Source organism: Aminobacter sp. 01T433, assembly GCF_056398585.1.
In genome coordinates this window covers 243,277-262,596 of record NZ_JBFTPR010000003.1, presented here as the reverse complement: position 1 = coordinate 262,596, position 19,320 = coordinate 243,277, and the positions used below count along the sequence as shown (strand labels likewise).

The 19,320-nt window shown below is 61.5% G+C and carries 19 protein-coding genes; 9 read left to right on the top strand and 10 right to left on the bottom strand.

Annotated elements, in window-relative coordinates; all coding sequences use genetic code 11:
* The first annotated feature begins 18 nt into the window (after positions 1-18).
* The 5 genes from AC1DLV_RS06520 to AC1DLV_RS06500 all read left to right on the top strand — a co-directional run bounded on the left by AC1DLV_RS06520 (position 19) and on the right by AC1DLV_RS06500 (position 5,084).
* On the top strand, positions 19-1,047 hold the full coding sequence (locus AC1DLV_RS06520; protein WP_476798741.1) for an amino acid ABC transporter substrate-binding protein: 1,029 nt from the start codon (positions 19-21) through the stop codon (positions 1,045-1,047).
* 63 nt (positions 1,048-1,110) lie between these two features.
* Entirely contained in the window at positions 1,111-2,301 is a 1,191-nt protein-coding gene (locus AC1DLV_RS06515; protein WP_476798740.1) for an amino acid ABC transporter permease, read from the top strand.
* 9 nt (positions 2,302-2,310) lie between these two features.
* Complete coding sequence (locus AC1DLV_RS06510) at positions 2,311-3,465, top strand: amino acid ABC transporter permease (RefSeq protein WP_476798739.1); 1,155 nt, start codon at positions 2,311-2,313, stop codon at positions 3,463-3,465.
* Positions 3,466-3,488: 23 nt separating this feature from the next.
* Complete coding sequence (locus AC1DLV_RS06505) at positions 3,489-4,292, top strand: amino acid ABC transporter ATP-binding protein (RefSeq protein ID WP_275945137.1); 804 nt, start codon at positions 3,489-3,491, stop codon at positions 4,290-4,292.
* A gap of 90 nt (positions 4,293-4,382) precedes the next feature.
* Entirely contained in the window at positions 4,383-5,084 is a 702-nt protein-coding gene (locus tag AC1DLV_RS06500; protein ID WP_476798737.1) for a TIGR02117 family protein, read from the top strand.
* Here the strand turns inward: AC1DLV_RS06500 and AC1DLV_RS06495 are convergent.
* Positions 5,039-6,262, bottom strand: coding sequence for an FAD-dependent monooxygenase (locus AC1DLV_RS06495; RefSeq protein WP_476798736.1), 1,224 nt, complete (start codon positions 6,260-6,262; stop codon positions 5,039-5,041). The genes AC1DLV_RS06500 and AC1DLV_RS06495 overlap by 46 nt on opposite strands.
* A gap of 16 nt (positions 6,263-6,278) precedes the next feature.
* Entirely contained in the window at positions 6,279-6,527 is a 249-nt protein-coding gene (locus AC1DLV_RS06490) for a zinc-finger domain-containing protein (protein ID WP_476798735.1), read from the bottom strand.
* Positions 6,528-6,731: 204 nt separating this feature from the next.
* Here AC1DLV_RS06490 and AC1DLV_RS06485 point away from each other — a divergent pair, with 204 nt between their 5' ends.
* Both AC1DLV_RS06485 and ppx read left to right on the top strand, forming a co-directional pair.
* Positions 6,732-8,939, top strand: coding sequence for an RNA degradosome polyphosphate kinase (locus tag AC1DLV_RS06485; RefSeq protein ID WP_476798734.1), 2,208 nt, complete (start codon positions 6,732-6,734; stop codon positions 8,937-8,939).
* Entirely contained in the window at positions 8,939-10,474 is a 1,536-nt protein-coding gene (gene ppx / locus AC1DLV_RS06480) for an exopolyphosphatase (RefSeq protein ID WP_476798733.1), read from the top strand. Before AC1DLV_RS06485 ends, ppx begins: the two co-directional genes overlap by 1 nt.
* Here ppx and AC1DLV_RS06475 read toward each other — a convergent pair.
* The 4 genes from AC1DLV_RS06475 to AC1DLV_RS06460 all read right to left on the bottom strand — a co-directional run bounded on the left by AC1DLV_RS06475 (position 10,467) and on the right by AC1DLV_RS06460 (position 13,354).
* Positions 10,467-10,880, bottom strand: a complete 414-nt coding sequence (locus tag AC1DLV_RS06475; RefSeq protein ID WP_476798732.1) for a DoxX family protein — start codon at positions 10,878-10,880, stop codon at positions 10,467-10,469. The two genes, ppx and AC1DLV_RS06475, sit on opposite strands and share 8 nt — an antisense overlap.
* 126 nt (positions 10,881-11,006) lie before the next feature.
* Positions 11,007-11,429, bottom strand: a complete 423-nt coding sequence (locus AC1DLV_RS06470) for a DoxX family protein (protein WP_476798731.1) — start codon at positions 11,427-11,429, stop codon at positions 11,007-11,009.
* 166 nt (positions 11,430-11,595) lie between these two features.
* Positions 11,596-12,993, bottom strand: coding sequence for a class II fumarate hydratase (gene fumC / locus AC1DLV_RS06465; protein ID WP_476798730.1), 1,398 nt, complete (start codon positions 12,991-12,993; stop codon positions 11,596-11,598).
* Positions 12,994-13,174: 181 nt separating this feature from the next.
* A complete protein-coding gene (locus tag AC1DLV_RS06460; RefSeq protein WP_476798729.1) occupies positions 13,175-13,354 on the bottom strand; it encodes a CsbD family protein in 180 nt (59 codons plus the stop codon).
* A gap of 106 nt (positions 13,355-13,460) precedes the next feature.
* Between AC1DLV_RS06460 and AC1DLV_RS06455 the strand changes: the two genes are divergently transcribed.
* The gene (locus AC1DLV_RS06455) at positions 13,461-14,882 is read left to right on the top strand and encodes a patatin-like phospholipase family protein (RefSeq protein ID WP_476836132.1); all 1,422 of its coding nucleotides are present in this window, start codon (positions 13,461-13,463) and stop codon (positions 14,880-14,882) included.
* Positions 14,883-15,117: 235 nt separating this feature from the next.
* Here the strand turns inward: AC1DLV_RS06455 and AC1DLV_RS06450 are convergent, their stop codons facing one another.
* Entirely contained in the window at positions 15,118-15,474 is a 357-nt protein-coding gene (locus AC1DLV_RS06450) for a DUF4406 domain-containing protein (protein ID WP_476836137.1), read from the bottom strand.
* A 120-nt stretch (positions 15,475-15,594) separates the two neighbouring features.
* Here AC1DLV_RS06450 and AC1DLV_RS06445 point away from each other — a divergent pair, with 120 nt between their 5' ends.
* The gene (locus AC1DLV_RS06445) at positions 15,595-16,356 is read left to right on the top strand and encodes a DeoR/GlpR family DNA-binding transcription regulator (RefSeq protein WP_476798727.1); all 762 of its coding nucleotides are present in this window, start codon (positions 15,595-15,597) and stop codon (positions 16,354-16,356) included.
* A 90-nt stretch (positions 16,357-16,446) separates the two neighbouring features.
* On the opposite strand, the gene groL is transcribed toward AC1DLV_RS06445, so the two are convergent.
* The 3 genes from groL to AC1DLV_RS06430 all read right to left on the bottom strand — a co-directional run bounded on the left by groL (position 16,447) and on the right by AC1DLV_RS06430 (position 19,250).
* Positions 16,447-18,099, bottom strand: coding sequence for a chaperonin GroEL (gene groL, locus AC1DLV_RS06440; protein ID WP_476798726.1), 1,653 nt, complete (start codon positions 18,097-18,099; stop codon positions 16,447-16,449).
* 62 nt (positions 18,100-18,161) lie between these two features.
* Positions 18,162-18,458, bottom strand: coding sequence for a co-chaperone GroES (gene groES / locus AC1DLV_RS06435; RefSeq protein ID WP_476798725.1), 297 nt, complete (start codon positions 18,456-18,458; stop codon positions 18,162-18,164).
* Between the two features lie 159 nt (positions 18,459-18,617).
* Complete coding sequence (locus AC1DLV_RS06430) at positions 18,618-19,250, bottom strand: DsbA family protein (protein ID WP_476798724.1); 633 nt, start codon at positions 19,248-19,250, stop codon at positions 18,618-18,620.
* Positions 19,251-19,320: the final 70 nt, after the last annotated feature.

The window sequence follows — 19,320 nt, the reverse complement described above, 5'->3', positions numbered from 1 at the left end:
GAAAAGGGTTCGTGGGTCATGAAGTATATCATTTCAGGCATTCTCGGGGCTGCTACGCTCGGCATGGTGGCGACCGCCGCATCTGCCGGCACCCTCGAGGACGTCAAGGCAAAGGGCTTCCTGCAATGCGGTGTCAGCACCGGCCTGGCCGGGTTCTCCGCACCGAACGACAAGGGTGACTGGCAGGGGCTCGATGCCGATTTCTGCCGCGCGGTTGCAGCAGCGGTCTTTGGTGATGGCACCAAGGTCAAGTTCACGCCGCTCTCCGCCAAGGAGCGCTTCACCGCTCTTCAGTCGGGCGAAATCGACCTTCTGTCGCGCAACACCACCTGGACCATCAACCGCGATACGGCACTTGGCCTGAACTTCGTTGGCGTTACCTATTTCGACGGCCAGGGCTTCATGATCAATGCCAAGAAGCTGCCGGGCGTGAATTCCGCGCTCCAGCTCTCGGGTGCTGCAGTCTGCGTGCAGACGGGCACCACGACCGAACTCAATCTCGCCGACTACTTCAAGGCGAACAAGATGGAGTACAATCCGGTCGTCTTCGAAAAGCTTGAAGAGGTCAACGCTGCTTATGATGCCGGCCGTTGCGACGTCTACACCACCGACCAGTCGGGCCTCTATGGCATCCGTCTGACGCTTGCTTCGCCAGACGATCACGTCGTTCTGCCCGAGATCATCTCCAAGGAACCGCTCGGACCTGCCGTGCGCCAGGGCGACGACAAGTGGTACCACATCGTCAAGTGGACCTATTTTGCGCTGCTGACCGCCGAGGAACTCGGCATCACTCAGGCCAATGTGGAGGAAATGAAGGGGTCGGGTAATCCCGAGGTCAAGCGCGTCCTCGGCACCGAGACTGACACCAAGATCGGCACCGATCTCGGCCTCGGCAATGACTGGGTCGTCAGCATCGTCAAGTCCGTGGGCAACTATGGCGAAGTCTTTGAACGCAATGTCGGCCAGGGCAGCCCGCTGAAGATTGCACGTGGCATCAATGCGCTCTGGACCAAGGGTGGACTGCAGTACGCACCGCCCATCCGCTGATCCGAAGTCTCACCCGGAAGGCGGCGAATCCGCCTTCCGGTCACTCTTTAAGAGGGACTTCCGATGGCTACGCAGGACATACCCCATGACGTAGGGGGCGGCCGCGCGTCGCTTCTCTACGATCCGAAGGTGCGCGGCATCTTCTTCCAGATCCTCGTGGTCGTTGCGCTTACGGCGTTCGTCTGGTGGATTATTGGCAATACGATCGAGAACCTGAAGCGCGCCAATATCGCGTCGGGTTTCGCCTTTCTCAACGGCCGTGCCGGCTTCGACCTCAGCGATTCGCTGATCGCCTTCGATTCCGATTCGACCTACAAGCGCGCTTTGCTGGTTGGCTTCCTCAACACGCTTGTTGTGGCTGTCGCCGGCATCATAACCGCGTCGATCCTAGGATTTCTCATCGGCATCGGCCGGCTGTCGCACAACTGGCTGATCCGCAAGATCTGCACCGTCTATGTCGAGATATTCCGCAACATCCCGCCGCTGCTCGTCATCTTCTTTTGGTATTTCGGTGTGCTTTCGGTGCTGCCGCTGCCCAAGGAGAGCATTGAGCTGCCTTTCGGCTCGTTTCTCAACAGCCGAGGCTTCTATTTCCCGAAGCTGATCTGGGGCGAGGGTTCGATGCTGGTGCCGGTGGCGTTCCTGCTTGGCATCGGGATGTCGTGGTTCGTCGCCCGGCGTGCCCGCCAGCGGCAAATGGCGACGGGTGCGACATTCCCCGTGTTCTGGACGTCGCTTGCGCTGATCATCGGCTTGCCTCTTTTGGCGCTCGCCGCGACGGGCTTTCCCATGAGCTTCGATTTCCCAAAGAAATCGACCTTCAATTTGACCGGCGGCTTGCAGATCAAGCCGGAGTTCCTGGCGCTCTATCTGGCCTTGTCGTTTTATACCGCGGCCTTCATCGCCGAGATCGTGCGTGCCGGCATCAAGGGTGTCAGCAAGGGCCAGACCGAGGCGTCCTCGGCACTTGGCTTGCGCTCGGGACAAGCGCTCAGGCTGGTGGTGGTGCCGCAGGCGTTGCGCATCGTCATCCCGCCCTTGACCAGCCAGTATCTCAACCTGACCAAGAACTCGTCGCTGGCCATCGCCATCGGCTACCCCGACCTGGTCGCGGTAGGCGGAACGGTGCTCAACCAGACCGGACAGGCAATCGAGATCGTGGTCATCTGGATGGTTGTCTATCTCGGTCTCAGCCTGGTCACGTCCGCTTTCATGAACTGGTTCAACGCCAAGATGGCGCTGGTGGAAAGGTAGGAGGCGGACATGTCGCAAGATATCGGATACGTCCGCACCGAATTGGCGCTGCCCCAACCAGCACCTCTTCGCGAGCGCGGGCCAGCGGCATGGATACGCAAGAACCTTTTTGCCAATCCATTCGATTCGGTGCTGACGATCCTCGGTCTAGTGATCGTGGCCATGATTGTGCCGCCGCTGTTCAACTGGGCAGTGGTCAATGCCCAGTGGACGGGTACTGACCGGACGTTCTGTGCGACTGTGGCACAGGGCGGCATACAGCCTGACGGCTGGTCAGGCGCCTGCTGGGCGTTCGTCAATGCCAAGTTCGGCCAGTTCATGTTTGGCCGCTATCCCATAGAGGAACGCTGGCGCGTCATCCTGGTGGCCATCATGTTCGTGGTGCTGCTGGTTCCGCTGATGATGCCGCGCGTTCCGCGCAAGGGGCTGAACGCGTTCCTGCTCTTCCTGGTGTTCCCGATCGTCGCCTTCATGCTGCTGATTGGCGGCATGCTTGGCCTGCCGCATGTCGAAACCCCGCTCTGGGGCGGGCTCCTGGTGACACTCAGCCTTTCCTTCGTCGGCATCGTTGTGTCGTTGCCGCTCGGCATCCTTTTGGCACTTGGCCGGCGTTCGAAGATGCCGGTGGTGAAGATGCTCTCCGTCATCTTCATCGAAACGATCCGTGGCGTGCCTTTGATCACGGTGCTTTTCATGGCGAGCGTCATGCTGCCGCTGTTCTTGCCGGCGGGGGTCAGCTTCGACAAATTCCTGCGCGCGCTGATCGGCGTGTCGTTGTTCGCTTCGGCCTACATGGCGGAAGTTGTGCGCGGCGGTCTGCAGGCGATCCCCAAGGGGCAGTACGAGGGCGCCGATTCGCTTGGCCTTGGCTACTGGCAGAAGATGAGGCTGGTTGTGCTGCCTCAGGCGTTGAAGCTGGTCATTCCCGGCATCGTCAACACCTTCATCGGCATGTTCAAGGACACCAGCCTCGTCTATATCATTTCGATGTTCGACCTGCTTGGCGTCGTGCGTCAGAACTTCTCGGATCCGGCCTGGGCATCGCCCCAGACCCCGTCGTCAGGGCTGGTCTTTGCGGCACTGGTGTTCTGGATGTTCTGTTTTGGCATGTCGCGCTATTCTATCTATATGGAACACCGGCTCGACACCGGGCATAAACGATAACGAACAACAAAAGGGAACGGCCCATGGCCATCGAAAACGCAGTCAGCGCCGACGAGATCAAGGTCGATCGGGCCAAGATGCACATCTCGGACACCGATGTGGCGATCGACATTGTCGGCATGCACAAATGGTATGGCGAGTTCAATGTTCTGAAAGACATCAACCTGCGCGTCATGCGCGGCGAGCGCATCGTCATCTGCGGCCCGTCGGGCTCGGGCAAGTCGACGATGATCCGCTGCATCAACCGGCTGGAAGAGCACCAGAAGGGCAAGATCATTGTCGATGGCAAGGAGCTGACCAACGATCTCAAGAAGATCGACGAGGTTCGCCGCGAAGTCGGCATGGTGTTCCAGCACTTCAACCTGTTTCCGCATCTGACCATCCTGGAAAACTGCACACTGGCGCCGATCTGGGTGCGCAAGACGCCCAAGAAGCAGGCCGAAGAGCAGGCGATGCACTTCCTGCGCCGGGTCAAGATCCCCGAGCAGGCCAACAAATATCCCGGCCAGCTGTCGGGCGGTCAGCAGCAGCGCGTGGCGATCGCGCGCTCGCTTTGCATGAACCCGCGCATCATGCTGTTTGACGAGCCGACCTCGGCACTTGATCCCGAAATGATCAAGGAAGTGCTCGAGACCATGGTTGGCCTCGCCGAAGAGGGCATGACCATGCTGTGCGTGACCCACGAGATGGGTTTTGCCCGCAAGGTCGCCAACCGCGTCATCTTCATGGACCAGGGCCAGATCGTCGAAGAAAACACGCCGAGCGAGTTCTTCGACCATCCGCGCCACGAACGCACCAAGCTGTTCCTCAGCCAGATCCTGCATTAGGCCCTGGCTCAACGATCCAAAAGCCCGGTCGCATTTCGGCCGGGCTTTTTTGTTGGAACTGCACGCTTCGACAATGGGGACAGCCTGCCAGTGAGAAGAATCTTTCGTCTTCTGGGCATCGTTGTCCTGCTGGTTTTCACCGCAGTGGCGTTCGGCGCGCTGGTGCCAAGGCCGCTTTTCGGCGGCGACCAAGCTGCCGTAACGCCGCGCCACATCCTTGTTTTCACCAACCCAATCCACACCGACATTGCCGTGCCACTTGATGCGTCGGTGCTGGAAAAGTTCAGCTTTCTGCTCGACGCCGGTATTGAGGCGGACCTGCCGGGGGCGCGCTATCTGGTGTTCGGCTGGGGCAGCAAGGCCTTTTACATTGGCACGCCGACATGGGCGGAGCTCAAGCCAGGGCCTGTGCTTGCGGCGCTCACGCTCGACAATTCAGTGATGCATGTCGATTTGGCTGGCGAAATTGCACTGCCGCACCCGACTGTAAGTCGCTTCGATATCGGCGAGGCCGGCTTTGCCGCACTGCTCGATTTCATCGAGCGCAGCTTCCAGCAAGGGCCGAATGGCGTACAGCGCATACCGGATGTGAACTACGGCGCCTATGACGGTTTCTTTGAGGCCAAAGGCAAGTTCAACGCCTTGGCGGGATGCAACACCTGGACGGCGGCGGCGCTGCGTGAGGCCGGTTTGACGACGGGCTGGTGGAACCCCTTGCCGGCGACGCTGAACTGGTCGCTTGGGCTCTATAACCGGCCTTGGTCCGACCAGCCGGGCGGGGTCCAGCCATAGAGCCAATCCATGTCGGCGGCGAGGCTTTCCGGCGATTTGAGTTTGAGGAACAGATTGCGCGCCACTGCCACCGGCCCGCTGGCATGCCAGGCGAAATGGTTGAGCGCGCCGCGCCGTGCCACTTTGCGCACGCGCAATTTGCGCTCCATTTCCCATCGCGACAGCGCGTCAGCGATCGCCGGGCCTGACACAATTGCATCCGCCAGCGTAAAGGCGTCTTCGATCGCCATCGCGGCACCTTGGGCGGCGAAGGGCGTCATGGCGTGCGCCGCGTCGCCGATCAACGCGATGCCGCTTGGCGCGGTCCATGGGCGGGCCTGGTCGACGGTATGCAGTGGCCAGACCGTCCACGGCCCGGCTTCGTCGATCAGCTTTGAAAGGGCAGGTGCCGTGCCTCGCATGGCTCGTTTCAATGCACCAGCATCGGTCTCGCCCGACCATTGCTCGGCGATCGAATTGCCTGGCGTGAAGGCGGCGAGATTGATCGCTGTGCCGGCACGGATCGGGTAGGCGACGAGATGAAAGCCCGCGTGAAGATAAGTCGTCACCATGGCTGGCGAGCTCAGCTCGGCAAAATGTCGGCCGACGTCGCCGTCAGCAGACAGCGTGGTGCGCCAGGCCAGTTCGCCGGAAAACCGGCTCTTCTCGTTTGGGCCGACAAGGCGCCGGCTGGCCGACCAGACGCCGTCTGCCGCAACGAACAGAACAGCCTCGACATTGGAGGCGACACCGCCTTGCGTGATCGACACCGTGATACCGTCCGCCTGCGCCTCGACGCCGGTGACCTCGGAGCCGGTGGTGACCTCGATCAAGGGGCTTTTCGCGACCTGTGCGAGCAGGGCATGTTGAAGGTCGGCGCGATGGGCAACGAGGTAGGGAGCCTTCCAGCGTCGCTCGGCCGCAGCACCCAGCGGCACACGCGCCCGTTCGGCCAAGGTCGCTGCGTCGCGCAGAACGACCGCTTCCGGCCGCACGGTCGAGGCACTGAGGAGGTCGAGCACACCAAGGCGGTCTAGTATGCGGCTCGCGTTGGGAGAAAGCTGGAGGCCTGCACCGACTTCTTCGAGCGTCGGCGCGCGTTCGTGAACGCGAACGCCAAAGCCATGTCTTGCGAAGGCGAGCGCCGCAGTGAGCCCGGCGACGCCGGCTCCCGCAATCACGATCTGTCGCGATTGCATGACCGCGGCTTAGTCGTCAGGCTGCGCGGTCGGCGACGTACAGGCAACCTGACGGCTGAGTCTCGGTCGCCTTCAGCTTGGACGAGAAACGATAGAGCGTCGAGCAGTAGGGGCAGACCTTTTCGGCGTCCGCGCCCATGTCGAGGAACACATGCGGGTGATCGAAGGGCGGGTTGGCGCCCACGCACATGAATTCCTTCACGCCGATCTCGATCAAGGCATGTCCAGCATCGTTCTGGAAGTGGGGGATGGAGCCGCCGGCCATGGTGTTTTTCCCTTCCGAGGAACTGCGCGCATGAATGCCACGGCTCGCTTGCACGTCCAAGGGATCTGCGACGCCGTTATCCGAAGCGTTTGTATCATAAGCGGCAGGTTTGCAAGATGCTGAAATGAAACTGTCGCAATTGCCTGTCAGAGGATAAGTTGAGCCGGATAAGCGGCGGAACGCTGCGGTGGGGAAGGGTTGCATATGAATCAGTTGAGGCCGGTACATACCGATTTCGTCAACGACAAGTCGCCGACAGACGCGGCAGACGGCAACCCCGATCGCTTCGTCAATCGTGAGTTCTCCTGGCTGCAATTCAACAGAAGGGTGCTCGAACAGGCGCAAAACCCCAACCACCCGCTGCTCGAACGCGTCCGCTTCCTGTCGATTTCGGCCGGCAATCTCGATGAGTTCTTCATGGTCCGCGTCGCTGGCCTGGCCGGGCAGGTGCGCGAGGGAATCACCATTCGCAGCCCCGATGGCCGCACGCCCGAACAACAGCTCGAACAGCTGCTGCTCGAGGTCGAACGCCTGCAGGAAGATCAGCAGAAGAGCCTGTCGAGCCTGATGGAGCTGCTCAAGCTCGAAGGTATCGAGAGCATTTCCGCGACCGACCTCACCAAGGATGAGAAGAAGTGGCTCGAGGACCACTTCATGGAGCAGATCTTCCCGGTCTTGACGCCCCTGTCGATCGACCCGGCGCATCCTTTCCCGTTCATCCCCAATCTCGGATTCTCCATCGCGCTACAGCTGCGTCACCGCAAGAACGGTGAGGAAATGACGGCCTTGCTGCGCCTGCCGGTAGCCCTGCGCCGCTACATCCGCCTACCGGACCGCAAACGTGCGGTGCGCTTCATCCCGATCGAGGAGACGGTGAGCCTGTTCATCGGCAAGCTCTTCCCCGGCTACGAGGTCAAAGGTTCCGGCACGTTCCAGATCATCCGCGATAGCGACATCGAGGTCGAGGAAGAATCCGAAGACCTGGTGCGGCTGTTTGAGACCGCGCTCAAGCGCCGGCGGCGTGGTTCGGTGGTCCGAATCGAGTTCGACAGCCAGATGCCGGCGGCACTGCGCGAATTTGTTGCCGGCGAACTTGGCGTTGCTGCCAACCGCGTCAGCATTCTGAGTGGGCCGCTGGCCATCAACCAGATATCCGAGATCGTCGCCGTGCCGCGCGACGACCTGAAGTTCCCGCCATTCAATCCGCGTTTCCCAGAGCGTATCCGCGAACACCGCGGCGACTGCTTCGCGGCGATCCGGGAAAAGGACTTCGTCGTCCATCACCCTTACGAATCCTTCGATGTCGTCGTGCAGTTCCTGCGCCAGGCGGCGATCGATCCTGAAGTGGTGGCGATCAAGCAGACACTCTACCGGACGTCCAATGACAGCCCGATCGTGCGTGCGCTGGTCGATGCTGCCGAAGCCGGCAAGTCGGTGACCGCGCTTGTCGAACTCAAGGCGCGCTTCGACGAGGAAGCCAATATCCGCTGGGCGCGCGACCTCGAGCGCGCTGGCGTGCAGGTGGTGTTCGGTTTCCTAGAACTCAAGACGCACGCCAAGATGTCGCTCGTGGTTCGCCGCGAGGACGGGCGCCTTCGCAACTACGTCCATCTCGGCACCGGCAACTACCACCCGATCACCGCGCGCATCTACACCGACCTGTCGTTCTTCACCACCGATTCGGCGATCGCGCGCGACGTGGCGCAGATCTTCAATTTCATCACTGGCTATGCCGAGCCGGCGGAGGAGATGTGCATCGCCTTGTCGCCCTACACGCTGCGCAGCCGCATCCTCAAGCATATCGCCGAGGAGGTCGAGCATGCCCGCAATGGCAAGCCGGCGCAGATATGGATGAAGATGAACGCGCTGGTCGATCCGATCATCATCGACGCGCTTTACGATGCCAGCCGAAGCGGGGTCGAGATCGACCTTGTGGTGCGCGGCATTTGCTGCCTGAGGCCACAGGTGCCCGGGCTGTCGGAGAACATTCGAGTCAAGTCGATCGTCGGCCGCTTCCTCGAGCACAGCCGCATCTACTGCTTCGGCAATGGCCATGGCCTGCCGTCAGACGAGGCCGTTGTCTACATCAGTTCGGCGGATTTGATGCCGCGCAACCTCGACCGCCGTGTCGAATGCATGGTGCCGATCACCACGCATTCGACTGTGCACGAGCAGGTGCTTGGCCAGGTCATGCTCGGAAACATCATGGACAACCAGCAAAGTTTCGAAGTATTGGCGGATGGAACCTCGCGGCGGATCACGCTGGACGAGGGCGAAGAGCCGTTCAATGCGCAGGAATATTTCATGACCAATCCGAGTCTGTCCGGACGGGGTGACGCGCTGAAGTCTCATGCGCCCAAGCGCATTGCCCAGTTCAAACGTCGCAAGAAGGCTGAGGCGGCGGCCACCTGATGGCGCAACTTTCGCAGGGCCGGCTCAAGGACCGCCGACCGCTGTCGATCATCGATATCGGCTCGAACTCCATCCGTCTGGTCGTCTATGAAGGGTTGGCGCGCTCGCCGACCCTTCTGTTCAACGAAAAGATGCTGGCCGGTCTTGGCCGCGGCATCGTTTCGACGGGAAAGCTCGACCCTGAGGGCGTGACGCGCTCGATGGAGGAGTTCAGGCGTTTTCGCGGGTTGTCCGAACAGGCGGGCGCGGAAAAAATGTATGTGCTGGCGACCGCTGCCGCGCGCGAGGCCATCAACGGTCCCGATTTCATCCAGCGCGCAGAAGACGTACTCGGCACCAAGATCCAGGTGCTTACCGGCCGCGAAGAGGCCCATTATTCCGCTCTTGGCGTGATCTCCGGCTTCCATCCCGCTGACGGCATCGCCGGCGATCTGGGCGGCGGTAGTCTGGAACTCGTCGACGTCAGGGGCGAAGACATCGGCGAGGGCATCACCTTGCCGCTCGGTGGCCTGAGACTCCAGGACATGGCGAAAGGCTCGCCGGTGGTGGCGGCCAAGATCGCGCGTACCGAACTCATGCGCGCCAAGCTGCTCAAGGGCGGGCAGGGCAGGACCTTCTATGCCGTCGGCGGCACGTGGCGAAACCTCGCCCGCCTGCATATGAACATCACCAACTATCCGCTTGAGGTGATGCACCACTACGAACTCGATCCCACGAGCCTGATCCCCTTCCTCAAGCAGGTCGCGCGTGGCGATGTCGAGAAGGTCAAGGGCATCGAAGGCGTGTCGAAGAACCGCCGCTCGCTTTTGCCCTATGGCGCTGTGGTGCTGCAGGAAATCATTGAGGCGATGGAGCCGTCGAAGATCGTTGTCTCGGCTCTCGGTGTGCGCGAGGGCTTTTTGTTTTCGCTGCTCGACGAGCAGGAGCAACGTGCCGATCCGCTTATCTCTGCTGCCGAAGAACTGGCCTTGCTGCGCGCGCGTTCGGTGCGCCATGCGCATGAGCTTGCCGAATGGACACGCAAGTCATTCGCTGCCTTTGGCATCGAAGAGACGGAGGAGGAGGCGCGCTATCGTCATGCTGCCTGCCTGCTCGCCGATATCGGCTGGCGCGCCCATCCTGAGTATCGGGGCAGGCAATCGCTCAACATCATCGCGCACGCCTCGTTTATCGGTGTCGACCATCCGGGCCGTGCCTTTCTGGCCCTGGCCAACCTGTTCCGCCACGACGGGGTCTTCAACGACACCTTTGCTCCGGAGCTGAAGGAGCTGGCGACACCACGCTATCTCGAACGCGCACGCCTCCTGGGCGCCATGATGCGGGTGGTCTATCTGCTCACGGCCTCGATGCCCGGCGTGATGCCGAAGCTGCGCTGGGAAGACCGGGGCAATGGCGTGCTGGCGCTGATCATCCCAGCCGAATTCGGCCAGCTCTACGGTGAGCGGCCGGCAGGGCGTCTGGCGCAACTTGCCAAGGTCACTGGTCGCAAGCTGGTGCTGGCAGTCGAAGACGGCCCGAGCATCTCGGTCAAATAGATCGGCGGAACAGCATCCGGTCGAGCGAGATCGCACCGGCACCTGCGACTGACAGCGCAATCAGGCCGCCTGATGTGGCGATGTCTTTCATCAGGGCCTGCTGGTGCATGAAGGCCATCGCCGGATTGTCGCCGCCCTGGCCGTAATGGCCAATGAAACCGGCAGCCAGCGCAAAGGCGGCGAGCAGCAGTGACACCGCGCGGGTCTGAAAGCCGACCAGGATCAGCGCTCCACCGATCAGTTCCAGCAATCCAACGCCCAGCGCGACGAATGTCGGTAGGGGAAAGCCGAGCCCGGCGAAATAGCCGGCGGCGCCGGAGATGTTTGACAGGGCGCTGATGCCGCTGGGCAGGAAAAGCGCGGCGATCAGGATTCTGGCGACAAGCAGCAACAGATTGTTGAGCATCGGCGTGTCCTCGCAGCCGCAGGATGCACCCGCGCGTCCTTGATGTCATCACCGTGTCGAACGCTTCACGATGCAAAAAGGCCCGGGACGAACCCGGGCCAATCTTGGGGAGGAATTCTGCTTGGCTTAGCGGCGGCGCGCGTCGATCGACAGAGCGCCTGCGCCGAATGCTGCGAGCACGAACAGGCCACCGGCGATTGCCAGATTCTTCTGCAGGAACATCATCTGAACCTGGTCGGCGAAGTCGGTGTGGGCGATGGCGGTAGCAGCCAGAGTGAACAGGCCGAGCACAATCGCTGAGATGCGGGTCTGGAAACCAGTTAGGATGGCGATACCACCGACCAGTTCAACCAGGCCGACAACGACGGTCGTGACTGTCGGCAGCGGCAGGCCAATGCTGGCAAACCAACCGGCAGTGCCGGAAATGGCGGTCAGCTTGGCGAAGCCGGCGAGGATGAAGATGATCGACAGCAGGACGCGGCCGGCGAGGATGAGGGCCGAAGCGTTGCCGCTGATGGCCTTTTCGGAAGCGATGGAAGCGTTGGACATTGGGGTGAGGCTCCGTTGAAATTCGATGCCCCACATCTAGTGGATTTCGACTGTTCACTAAAGACGCGAATGTGTCGACAGATCGTTCACAGTTGGAATGATTTTGCGTTAAAGCGCCGCGCGTCCATTCGGAGGCGCAGCGCTCTATGCGTAGGAAAACAGGTAATCAACCGGGATGGGTCATGTCTTCCGGGCGTACGATCCGGTCGTAGTCTTCCGCAGACACCAGTCCAGTCGCCAAGGCCTCCTCGCGTAGCGTTGTGCCATTCTTGTGCGCGGTCTTGGCGATCTTGGCGGCATTGTCATAGCCAATGGTGGGCGCAAGCGCCGTCACCAGCATCAGCGAGCGGTCGAGTGCCGCCTTGATGTTGTCTTCGCGTGCTTCGATGCCGACAACGCAATTGTCGGTGAACGAGATTGCAGCGTCCGCCATCAGCTGCACCGACTGCAGGAAGTTGTAGGCCATGACCGGGTTGTAGACGTTGAGCTCGAAATGGCCCTGGCTGCCTGCGAAGGTAAGCGCTGCGTTGTTGCCGAACACCTGCACGCAGACCTGCGTCAGCGCCTCGCACTGGGTTGGGTTGACCTTGCCCGGCATGATCGAGGAACCCGGCTCGTTTTCGGGCAGCGACAGCTCGCCGAGGCCCGAGCGCGGGCCCGAACCGAGGAAACGGATATCGTTGGCGATCTTGAACAGTGCCGCGGCCGTGGCGTTGATGGCGCCGTGGCTGAAGACCATCGAATCGTGGGCGGCGAGCGCTTCGAATTTGTTGGGCGCGGTGACGAAAGCAATACCGGTGATAGCGGCGATCTGCTCGGCGACCTTTTCGGCAAAGCCGATCGGGGCGTTGAGGCCGGTGCCGACGGCGGTGCCGCCCTGGGCGAGCTCCTGGAGGCCGGGCAGGGTCAGTTCGATGCGCTTGATTGACGAGGCGACCTGCGCGGCATAACCGCCGAATTCCTGGCCCAGCGTCAGCGGCGTCGCATCCTGGGTATGGGTGCGGCCGATCTTGATGATGTGGTCGAATTCCCGAGCCTTCTTGTCGAGGGCGGCATGCAGGTGCTTCAGCGCCGGCAACAGGTCATGGACGATGCGCTCGGCGCAGGCGATGTGCATGGCCGTCGGATAGGTGTCGTTCGACGACTGGCTCATGTTGACGTGGTCGTTGGGGTGGACGGGCTTCTTCGAGCCCATCTCGCCGCCCAGCATCTCGATGGCGCGGTTCGAGATCACCTCATTGGCGTTCATGTTCGACTGCGTGCCCGAGCCGGTCTGCCAGACGACCAGCGGGAAGTGGTCGTTGAGCTTGCCGTCGATGACTTCCTGCGCGGCAGCCACCACCGTTTCGCCGATCTTGGGATCGAGGCGGCCAAGCGCCATGTTGGCTTCGGCGCAGGCGCGCTTGACGATGCCGAGCGCGCGGACGACGGAAAGAGGCTGTTTTTCCCAGCCGATCTTGAAGTTGCCCAGTGAGCGCTGTGCCTGCGCACCCCAATAGCGGTCGGAAGCGACCTCGATCGGTCCGAAGGTGTCGGTCTCGGTTCTGGTCTTCTGGGCTGTCACGATCTGTCTCCGCAAAATGTCGTTGCGGGCATCGGCCTATCGCGTTGCACACAAGGCTTCAAGCGGAGATTGGCGCTGCGCAAGAACCTAATCGGTTCAGCTTGGATGTCGCGTGAAGATCGACGCTGTTGGCATGAGAAAAGGCGGCCGAAGCCGCCTCTTGTCCCGCAAGCACTTGTGGTCAAAGCGCCTTCTTGATCTTTTCCTTGGTGTCGCCATAGGCCTTCTGAACCTTGCCGGCGATCTTCTCGGCAGTGCCTTTGGCCTGGGTTTCCCTGTCGCCGGTGGCCTTGCCGGCCGCTTCCTTGACGGAGCCGGCAATCTGCTTGCCAACGCCCTTGACCTGATCCTTGTTCACCATTTCGCATCTCCTGTGGCTTATGCGCGGGATCAACGTGCGGGACGCCGAGGGGTTCCCCTGTTGCGGTGTTTCGATATAGCTGGGCGGGCAGAAGTCGGGGGAATGGATGCGGTGGGCAGTTAGTGTAGCGTTAGCCGCGAGCCTTGCTTTGGCCGGCTGCGTGGCCGGCGATGTCGGTCCGATCAACACGCTCACCTCGCAGGTTGGCCAGTCCTCGCCGGAATTCATCCCGGAGCCGGGCGATGATGGCTCGACGGTGGTGGGGCTTGCCTTTTCCGGGGGTGGCATGCGGGCGGCCGCCTTCGCTTTTGGCGTGTTGCGCGAACTCGACGACACCATCATCGACGAGCAACCGGCAACGCGCAGCCTCGCCGATAACATCCGCATGATTTCGGGCGCGTCGGGCGGTGCGGTCGCCGCTTCATATTTTGGCTACAGGGGAAGGGACGACTACCGCGATTTCCGTGAACGGTTTCTGATCCGGGACGCCGAAGCCTATCTCAGGAAATCAAGAATATCGCCGCTCAATCTTGCGCGCGCGCTCAACGGCGGCGTCAACGACCGCAACAGTTTCGCCAAATGGCTCGACGACAACCTCTTCGATGGTGCGAGCTACGCGAGTTTGCGACGCTCCGACGCCCCGATCGTCTGGATAAACGCCTCCGATATCTACAATCGCACGCCGTTCCTGTTCACCTACGATACGTTCGCCGCCCTGTGCAGCGATCTCGACAAGGTCCGGCTTGCCGATGCCGTAGCCGCGTCGGCCGCTGTTCCCGTCATCTTTGCGCCGGTGGTCATCTCCGCAACCAGCCCGAAATGCGGATACAGCAAGCCTGAGTGGCTAAGCCGCGCGCTTGCCGATGCCGACGCCTCAATCCGTCTCAAGGCCTATGCCGGTGCCTTGAAGGCCTATCAAGAAGCTGACCGCCTCGATTATGTGAAGCTGCTTGATGGCGGACTGACCGACAATCTCGGCATCACCGGCTTCACCATCGAGCGCTCGTCAGCTGGCACACCCTATGGACCGCTGTCGCCGGCGGCGGCCGTAAAGCTGCGGACGCTACTGTTCCTTGTTGCCGACGCTGGCCGCGACCAGGAGGTGGATTGGGGTGAACGGATAGAAGGTCCCAGGTTGGCCAACCTTCTCGAAGCCGCGACCAATACTTCTTTTTCGGCTTCGGTCCGCGATCAGCTGGATGCGCTGAAATTCGCCGTCAGTGAGTGGCGTGGCGAACTCATCCGCTATCGCTGCAGCCTGCCGGCTGAGGCCGTCAGGCGCCTCCGCGGTTCGCTGGCTGGCTGGGATTGCCACGACGTGCGCCTGGTGGTCGAGCATCTGTCGTTTTCGGATCTTGATGGCTCGGCGCAAGCCGAGCTCAACCGCGTTCCGACCCGACTGAAACTGCCGATCGATCAGGTCGACCTTACCATCGCGGCAGGGCGCGAGACACTTAGGGTCAATGATCGGTTTCAGGAGGCCGTTGCCGACATCCGCCGCCACGCCGGCGTGTTGGACGCTCTGTAAATTGCATCTCGCGGCGCGAACTGACCGGCTCGGCGGCTGCAGGAGGGCATGAATCAGAACGCCTCCCGCACCTTCAATAGTGCTGGAGGCGTCCTGTTTGTCCTTTGGTGTTCCTTCAGGATTGCTCCATCCAGACGTGCCTCGGACCAGCATGAAACGGCCATCGCCGCAAAAGGTTCCATCTCGTTGCAGTTTATTTTCAGAAAATTGTCGCGACGAAAAAGGATGCCTGGCCTCACGCCAGCCTGGGCACTTCAGACAGGTCGTAATAGACCTTGAGGCCGCGCTCCAAGGCCAGTCGCACATCCTCATCCGCCCCCTTGGAGGCGCCGGGCAAACGCAGCACGGCATCGCAATGGCGCAGCAGCCGGTCGGCGACCGGGTAGGCGAATTCATCGTAGAGCGGATCGCCGGCACCCTTCGAACCGACCTGCCGCCCGAGCGGAAGTGCGACCCATTCGCCGATCATCGGGATATGGCCCGCGCGAAAAAGCGGAACCGCGGCGCTTTCGAGACGGTTCAGATTTTCCTCCATCTTGATGGGGTCGTCGGCGGTGCCGGAGCGGTAGGGGCCGGCGATCAAGATGAGCATTGGTTTCATAACGGTGTTCATGAGGTCTCCCGAAATTGCACGAATCTGCACGAAATGAATATAGCTTCGTGCGATATCATGCAATATCGTGTGGCATCACTGAACGAACGGAACGTCAAAGTGCTCACAAGCCAACGAAAACGCCTGATCCTCGACGTGCTTGCCAAGGATGGACAGGTCGTCGCCAAGCGTCTCAGCCACCAGTTGGAATTGTCGGAAGACACGATCAGGCGCGATCTCAGGGATCTCGCGGCGGAAGGATTGCTGTTGCGCGTGCATGGCGGCGCGATGCCGGTGTCGCCAACGGTGGTTCCGATCGGCGAACGCCGAACCATGGCGATGGACGCCAAGTCGGCGCTGGGCAAGGCAGGGGCGGCGATGATCAGGGATGGCATGACGGTGGTGTTCGATGGCGGTACGTCGAACCTGGAGATCATCCGCCACCTCCCGGTTGCGGCCAGCTTCACGGCAATCACCCACAGCCCGACCATCGCGGTAGCACTTGAGGACAAACCGCAGGTGGAGGCGGTGATCATCGGCGGAAAACTGTACCGCCACTCGATGGTGGCGGTTGGAGCATTGGCGGCCGAGGCGATATCGCGCATCCGTGCCGATCTGTTTTTCCTCGGCGTCACCGGCGTCCATGTGACGGAAGGGTTGACCACGGGCGATATGGAGGAGGCGGCGATCAAGCGGCAGCTGGTATCCTGCTCCGCCGAAACGGTCGTGCTTGCGACAAGCGACAAGGTAGGTGCCGTGTCGCCATTCCAGGTTGGCGGTCTCGATGACATCGCTACATTGATCGTCGACGGCAAGGCCGCGCATGACCGTGTCGCGGCGTTCTCTCAAACTGGCGTCTCGGTCATGCGCGCCGAGTATTGATCAACCGCGTAGGTCGCAAGGAAGCGCGCCGCGCAACGAAAAAGGGCGCCCGAAGGCGCCCTTTCCGTAAGCTTGAGCCAGGTGGCTGGATTAGAAATCCATGCCGCCCATACCGCCCATGCCGCCCATGCCGCCAGGCATGCCGCCGCCGCCAGCCGATTCCTTCTTCGGAGCTTCGGCGATCATGGCTTCGGTGGTGACGAGCAGGCCGGCAACCGAGGCTGCGTCCTGAAGTGCGGTGCGGACGACCTTGACCGGGTCGACGATGCCCATGGCGATCATGTCGCCATACTCGTCGGTCGCGGCGTTGTAGCCGAAGGTAGCGCCCTTGTTGTCAAGGATCTTGCCGGCGACGATCGAGGCTTCAGCACCTGCGTTCGAAGCGATCTGGCGGGCCGGAGCCTGCAGAGCGCGACGGACGATGCTGATGCCTGCAGCCTGATCGGCGTTGATGCCGGTGGCAGTGATCGCCTGGGTGGCGCGCAGGAGAGCGACGCCGCCGCCAGCCACGATGCCTTCTTCGACGGCAGCGCGGGTTGCGTTCAGCGCGTCATCGACGCGGTCCTTCTTTTCCTTGACTTCCACTTCGGTCGCACCGCCGACGCGGATCACGGCAACACCGCCGGCGAGCTTCGCCAGACGTTCCTGCAGCTTCTCCTTGTCGTAGTCCGACGTGGTCTCTTCGATCTGCTGCTTGATCTGGCCGACGCGGCCTTCGATCTCAGGCTTCTTGCCGGCGCCGTCGATGATGGTGGTGTTCTCCTTGGAGATCGACACCTTCTTGGCGCGGCCGAGCATGTCCAGCGTGACGTTCTCGAGCTTGATGCCGAGGTCTTCGGAGATGACCTGGCCACCGGTGAGGATGGCGATGTCTTCCAGCATGGCCTTGCGGCGATCACCGAAGCCCGGTGCCTTGACGGCAGCGATCTTCAGGCCGCCACGCAGCTTGTTGACGACCAGCGTTGCAAGAGCTTCGCCTTCGACGTCCTCGGAGATGATGACGAGCGGCTTCGAGGTCTGAACGACAGCCTCGAGGATCGGCAGCATGGCCTGCAGGTTGCCGAGCTTCTTCTCGTGGAGAAGAATGTAGGCGTCTTCCAGCTCGGCAATCATCTTGTCGGGGTTGGTGACGAAATAGGGCGAGAGGTAGCCGCGGTCGAACTGCATGCCTTCGACGACTTCGAGTTCGGTCTCGGCGGTCTTGGCTTCCTCGACGGTGATGACGCCCTCGTTGCCGACCTTCTGCATCGCTTCCGCGATCATCTGGCCGATCGAGGCTTCGCCGTTGGCCGAAATCGTGCCGACCTGGGCGACTTCCTCGGAGGTCTTGATCTTCTTGGCGCTCTTGACGAGGTGTGCGACGACTTCGCCGACAGCCAGGTCGATGCCGCGCTTCAGGTCCATCGGGTTCATGCCAGCGGCAACGGCCTTGTGGCCTTCCTGGACGATAGCCTGTGCGAGAACGGTCGCGGTCGTGGTGCCGTCGCCGGCCTTGTCGTTGGTCTTCGAAGCAACTTCGCGGACCATCTGCGCGCCCATGTTCTCGAACTTGTCTTCAAGCTCGATTTCCTTGGCGACGGAAACGCCGTCCTTGGTGATGCGCGGGGCGCCGAACGACTTGTCGATGACGACGTTGCGGCCCTTGGGGCCGAGCGTGACCTTCACGGCGTCGGCGAGGATGTTGACGCCGCGCAGCATGCGCTCACGGGCGTCGCGGGAAAATACTACGTGTTTAGCAGCCATGTTTTAGCTCCTGGGCTGAATGCCCGTTACTTCTGGTGTGGTTGCGAACTAACTTCGACGGTTCAGCCGATGATGCCCATGATGTCGGATTCCTTCATGATCAGAAGGTCTTCGCCATTGAGCTTCACTTCGGTGCCGGACCACTTGCCGAACAGGACGCGGTCGCCCTCCTTGACGTCCAGCGCAATGATCTTGCCAGCTTCGTCGCGGGCACCGGAACCGACGGCGACGATTTCGCCTTCCTGCGGCTTTTCCTTGGCCGTATCGGGGATGATGATGCCGCCTGCGGTCTTGGACTCGGATTCGACGCGGCGAACAACCACGCGGTCATGCAGCGGGCGGAACTTCGACTTTGTCATTTGAATTTCCTCGGTGAACTGTTGAGAACGTTCCTCGGTCCGGGCTGGCCGGACTTGGTTAGCACTCACTTCAGGAGAGTGCTAACGTGCCGGTGAGATAGGCCGTCGCCCTTTTACTGTCAAGGGAACGACATCCACATGACAGCGAGATTCGTGGGTTTATGCCCGTGCCTGGGCGATGGCTTTGCGGAAGTCGTCAGCCGTCATGCCGCGCTTGTACAAAGCCTTGCCGATAAGGAAGCCGGGCGTGCCCCGGAGCTGGAAGGCTGTGGCCTGGGCGTGGCTGCGCGCAAGCAGGCCCACGAAGGTGTCTCGACGTGAGTCGAGCTCGCCGCGGGCTTGCGCGACATCGACGCCGATATCACCCAGAAGGTCGGCGGTGCTGCGAAACGTCAGGCGCTCATGCGTGGTCATCAACGTGCGCACGGCGTCGGCGTAGCGACCCTGGCTGTGGGAAGCCAGCGTCAGCAAAGCCGCGTTGCGCGATACTTCGCCGAAGATTGGCCAGTCGCGCAAGAGAACACGGATGTTGCCGTCCTCAGCCATGACCTTTGAGAGTTCGATGAAACTCACCTTGCAGTAGGGGCACTGGTAGTCGGTGAATTCGACCACGGTGACGTTGCCGTCCGGATTGCCGAGCACCGGTATATCAGGATCGAAGGCCACTTCGTCCACGCTCGGCATTGGATTGGCCCAAAGCGGCATGGGCGCCATCACGCTCAGCCCAGCAATGCCCTTGAGAATATGACGCCTGTTTGGCGACCGGTCCTGCATGCAATCGATCCTGTTCACGTCTGGGGCCTTTCCTAAACGATGAGCGACCATGATTGACAGCGGCCTGATCGTCGCGTGAGCGCACAAC

Bases quoted from the DNA above. Each gene is read 5' to 3' on its own strand.
- AC1DLV_RS06520 (WP_476798741.1), top strand. From the start codon at position 19: ATGAAGTATATCATTTCAGGCATTCTCGGGGCTGCTACGCTCGGCATG.
- AC1DLV_RS06515 (WP_476798740.1), top strand. From the start codon at position 1,111: ATGGCTACGCAGGACATACCCCATGACGTAGGGGGCGGCCGCGCGTCG.
- AC1DLV_RS06510 (WP_476798739.1), top strand. From the start codon at position 2,311: ATGTCGCAAGATATCGGATACGTCCGCACCGAATTGGCGCTGCCCCAA.
- AC1DLV_RS06505 (WP_275945137.1), top strand. From the start codon at position 3,489: ATGGCCATCGAAAACGCAGTCAGCGCCGACGAGATCAAGGTCGATCGG.
- AC1DLV_RS06495 (WP_476798736.1), bottom strand. From the start codon at position 6,262: ATGCAATCGCGACAGATCGTGATTGCGGGAGCCGGCGTCGCCGGGCTC.
- AC1DLV_RS06490 (WP_476798735.1), bottom strand. From the start codon at position 6,527: ATGGCCGGCGGCTCCATCCCCCACTTCCAGAACGATGCTGGACATGCC.
- AC1DLV_RS06485 (WP_476798734.1), top strand. From the start codon at position 6,732: ATGAATCAGTTGAGGCCGGTACATACCGATTTCGTCAACGACAAGTCG.
- ppx (WP_476798733.1), top strand. From the start codon at position 8,939: ATGGCGCAACTTTCGCAGGGCCGGCTCAAGGACCGCCGACCGCTGTCG.
- AC1DLV_RS06475 (WP_476798732.1), bottom strand. From the start codon at position 10,880: ATGCTCAACAATCTGTTGCTGCTTGTCGCCAGAATCCTGATCGCCGCG.
- AC1DLV_RS06470 (WP_476798731.1), bottom strand. From the start codon at position 11,429: ATGTCCAACGCTTCCATCGCTTCCGAAAAGGCCATCAGCGGCAACGCT.
- AC1DLV_RS06460 (WP_476798729.1), bottom strand. From the start codon at position 13,354: ATGGTGAACAAGGATCAGGTCAAGGGCGTTGGCAAGCAGATTGCCGGC.
- AC1DLV_RS06455 (WP_476836132.1), top strand. From the start codon at position 13,461: ATGCGGTGGGCAGTTAGTGTAGCGTTAGCCGCGAGCCTTGCTTTGGCC.
- AC1DLV_RS06450 (WP_476836137.1), bottom strand. From the start codon at position 15,474: ATGCTCATCTTGATCGCCGGCCCCTACCGCTCCGGCACCGCCGACGAC.
- groL (WP_476798726.1), bottom strand. From the start codon at position 18,099: ATGGCTGCTAAACACGTAGTATTTTCCCGCGACGCCCGTGAGCGCATG.
- groES (WP_476798725.1), bottom strand. From the start codon at position 18,458: ATGACAAAGTCGAAGTTCCGCCCGCTGCATGACCGCGTGGTTGTTCGC.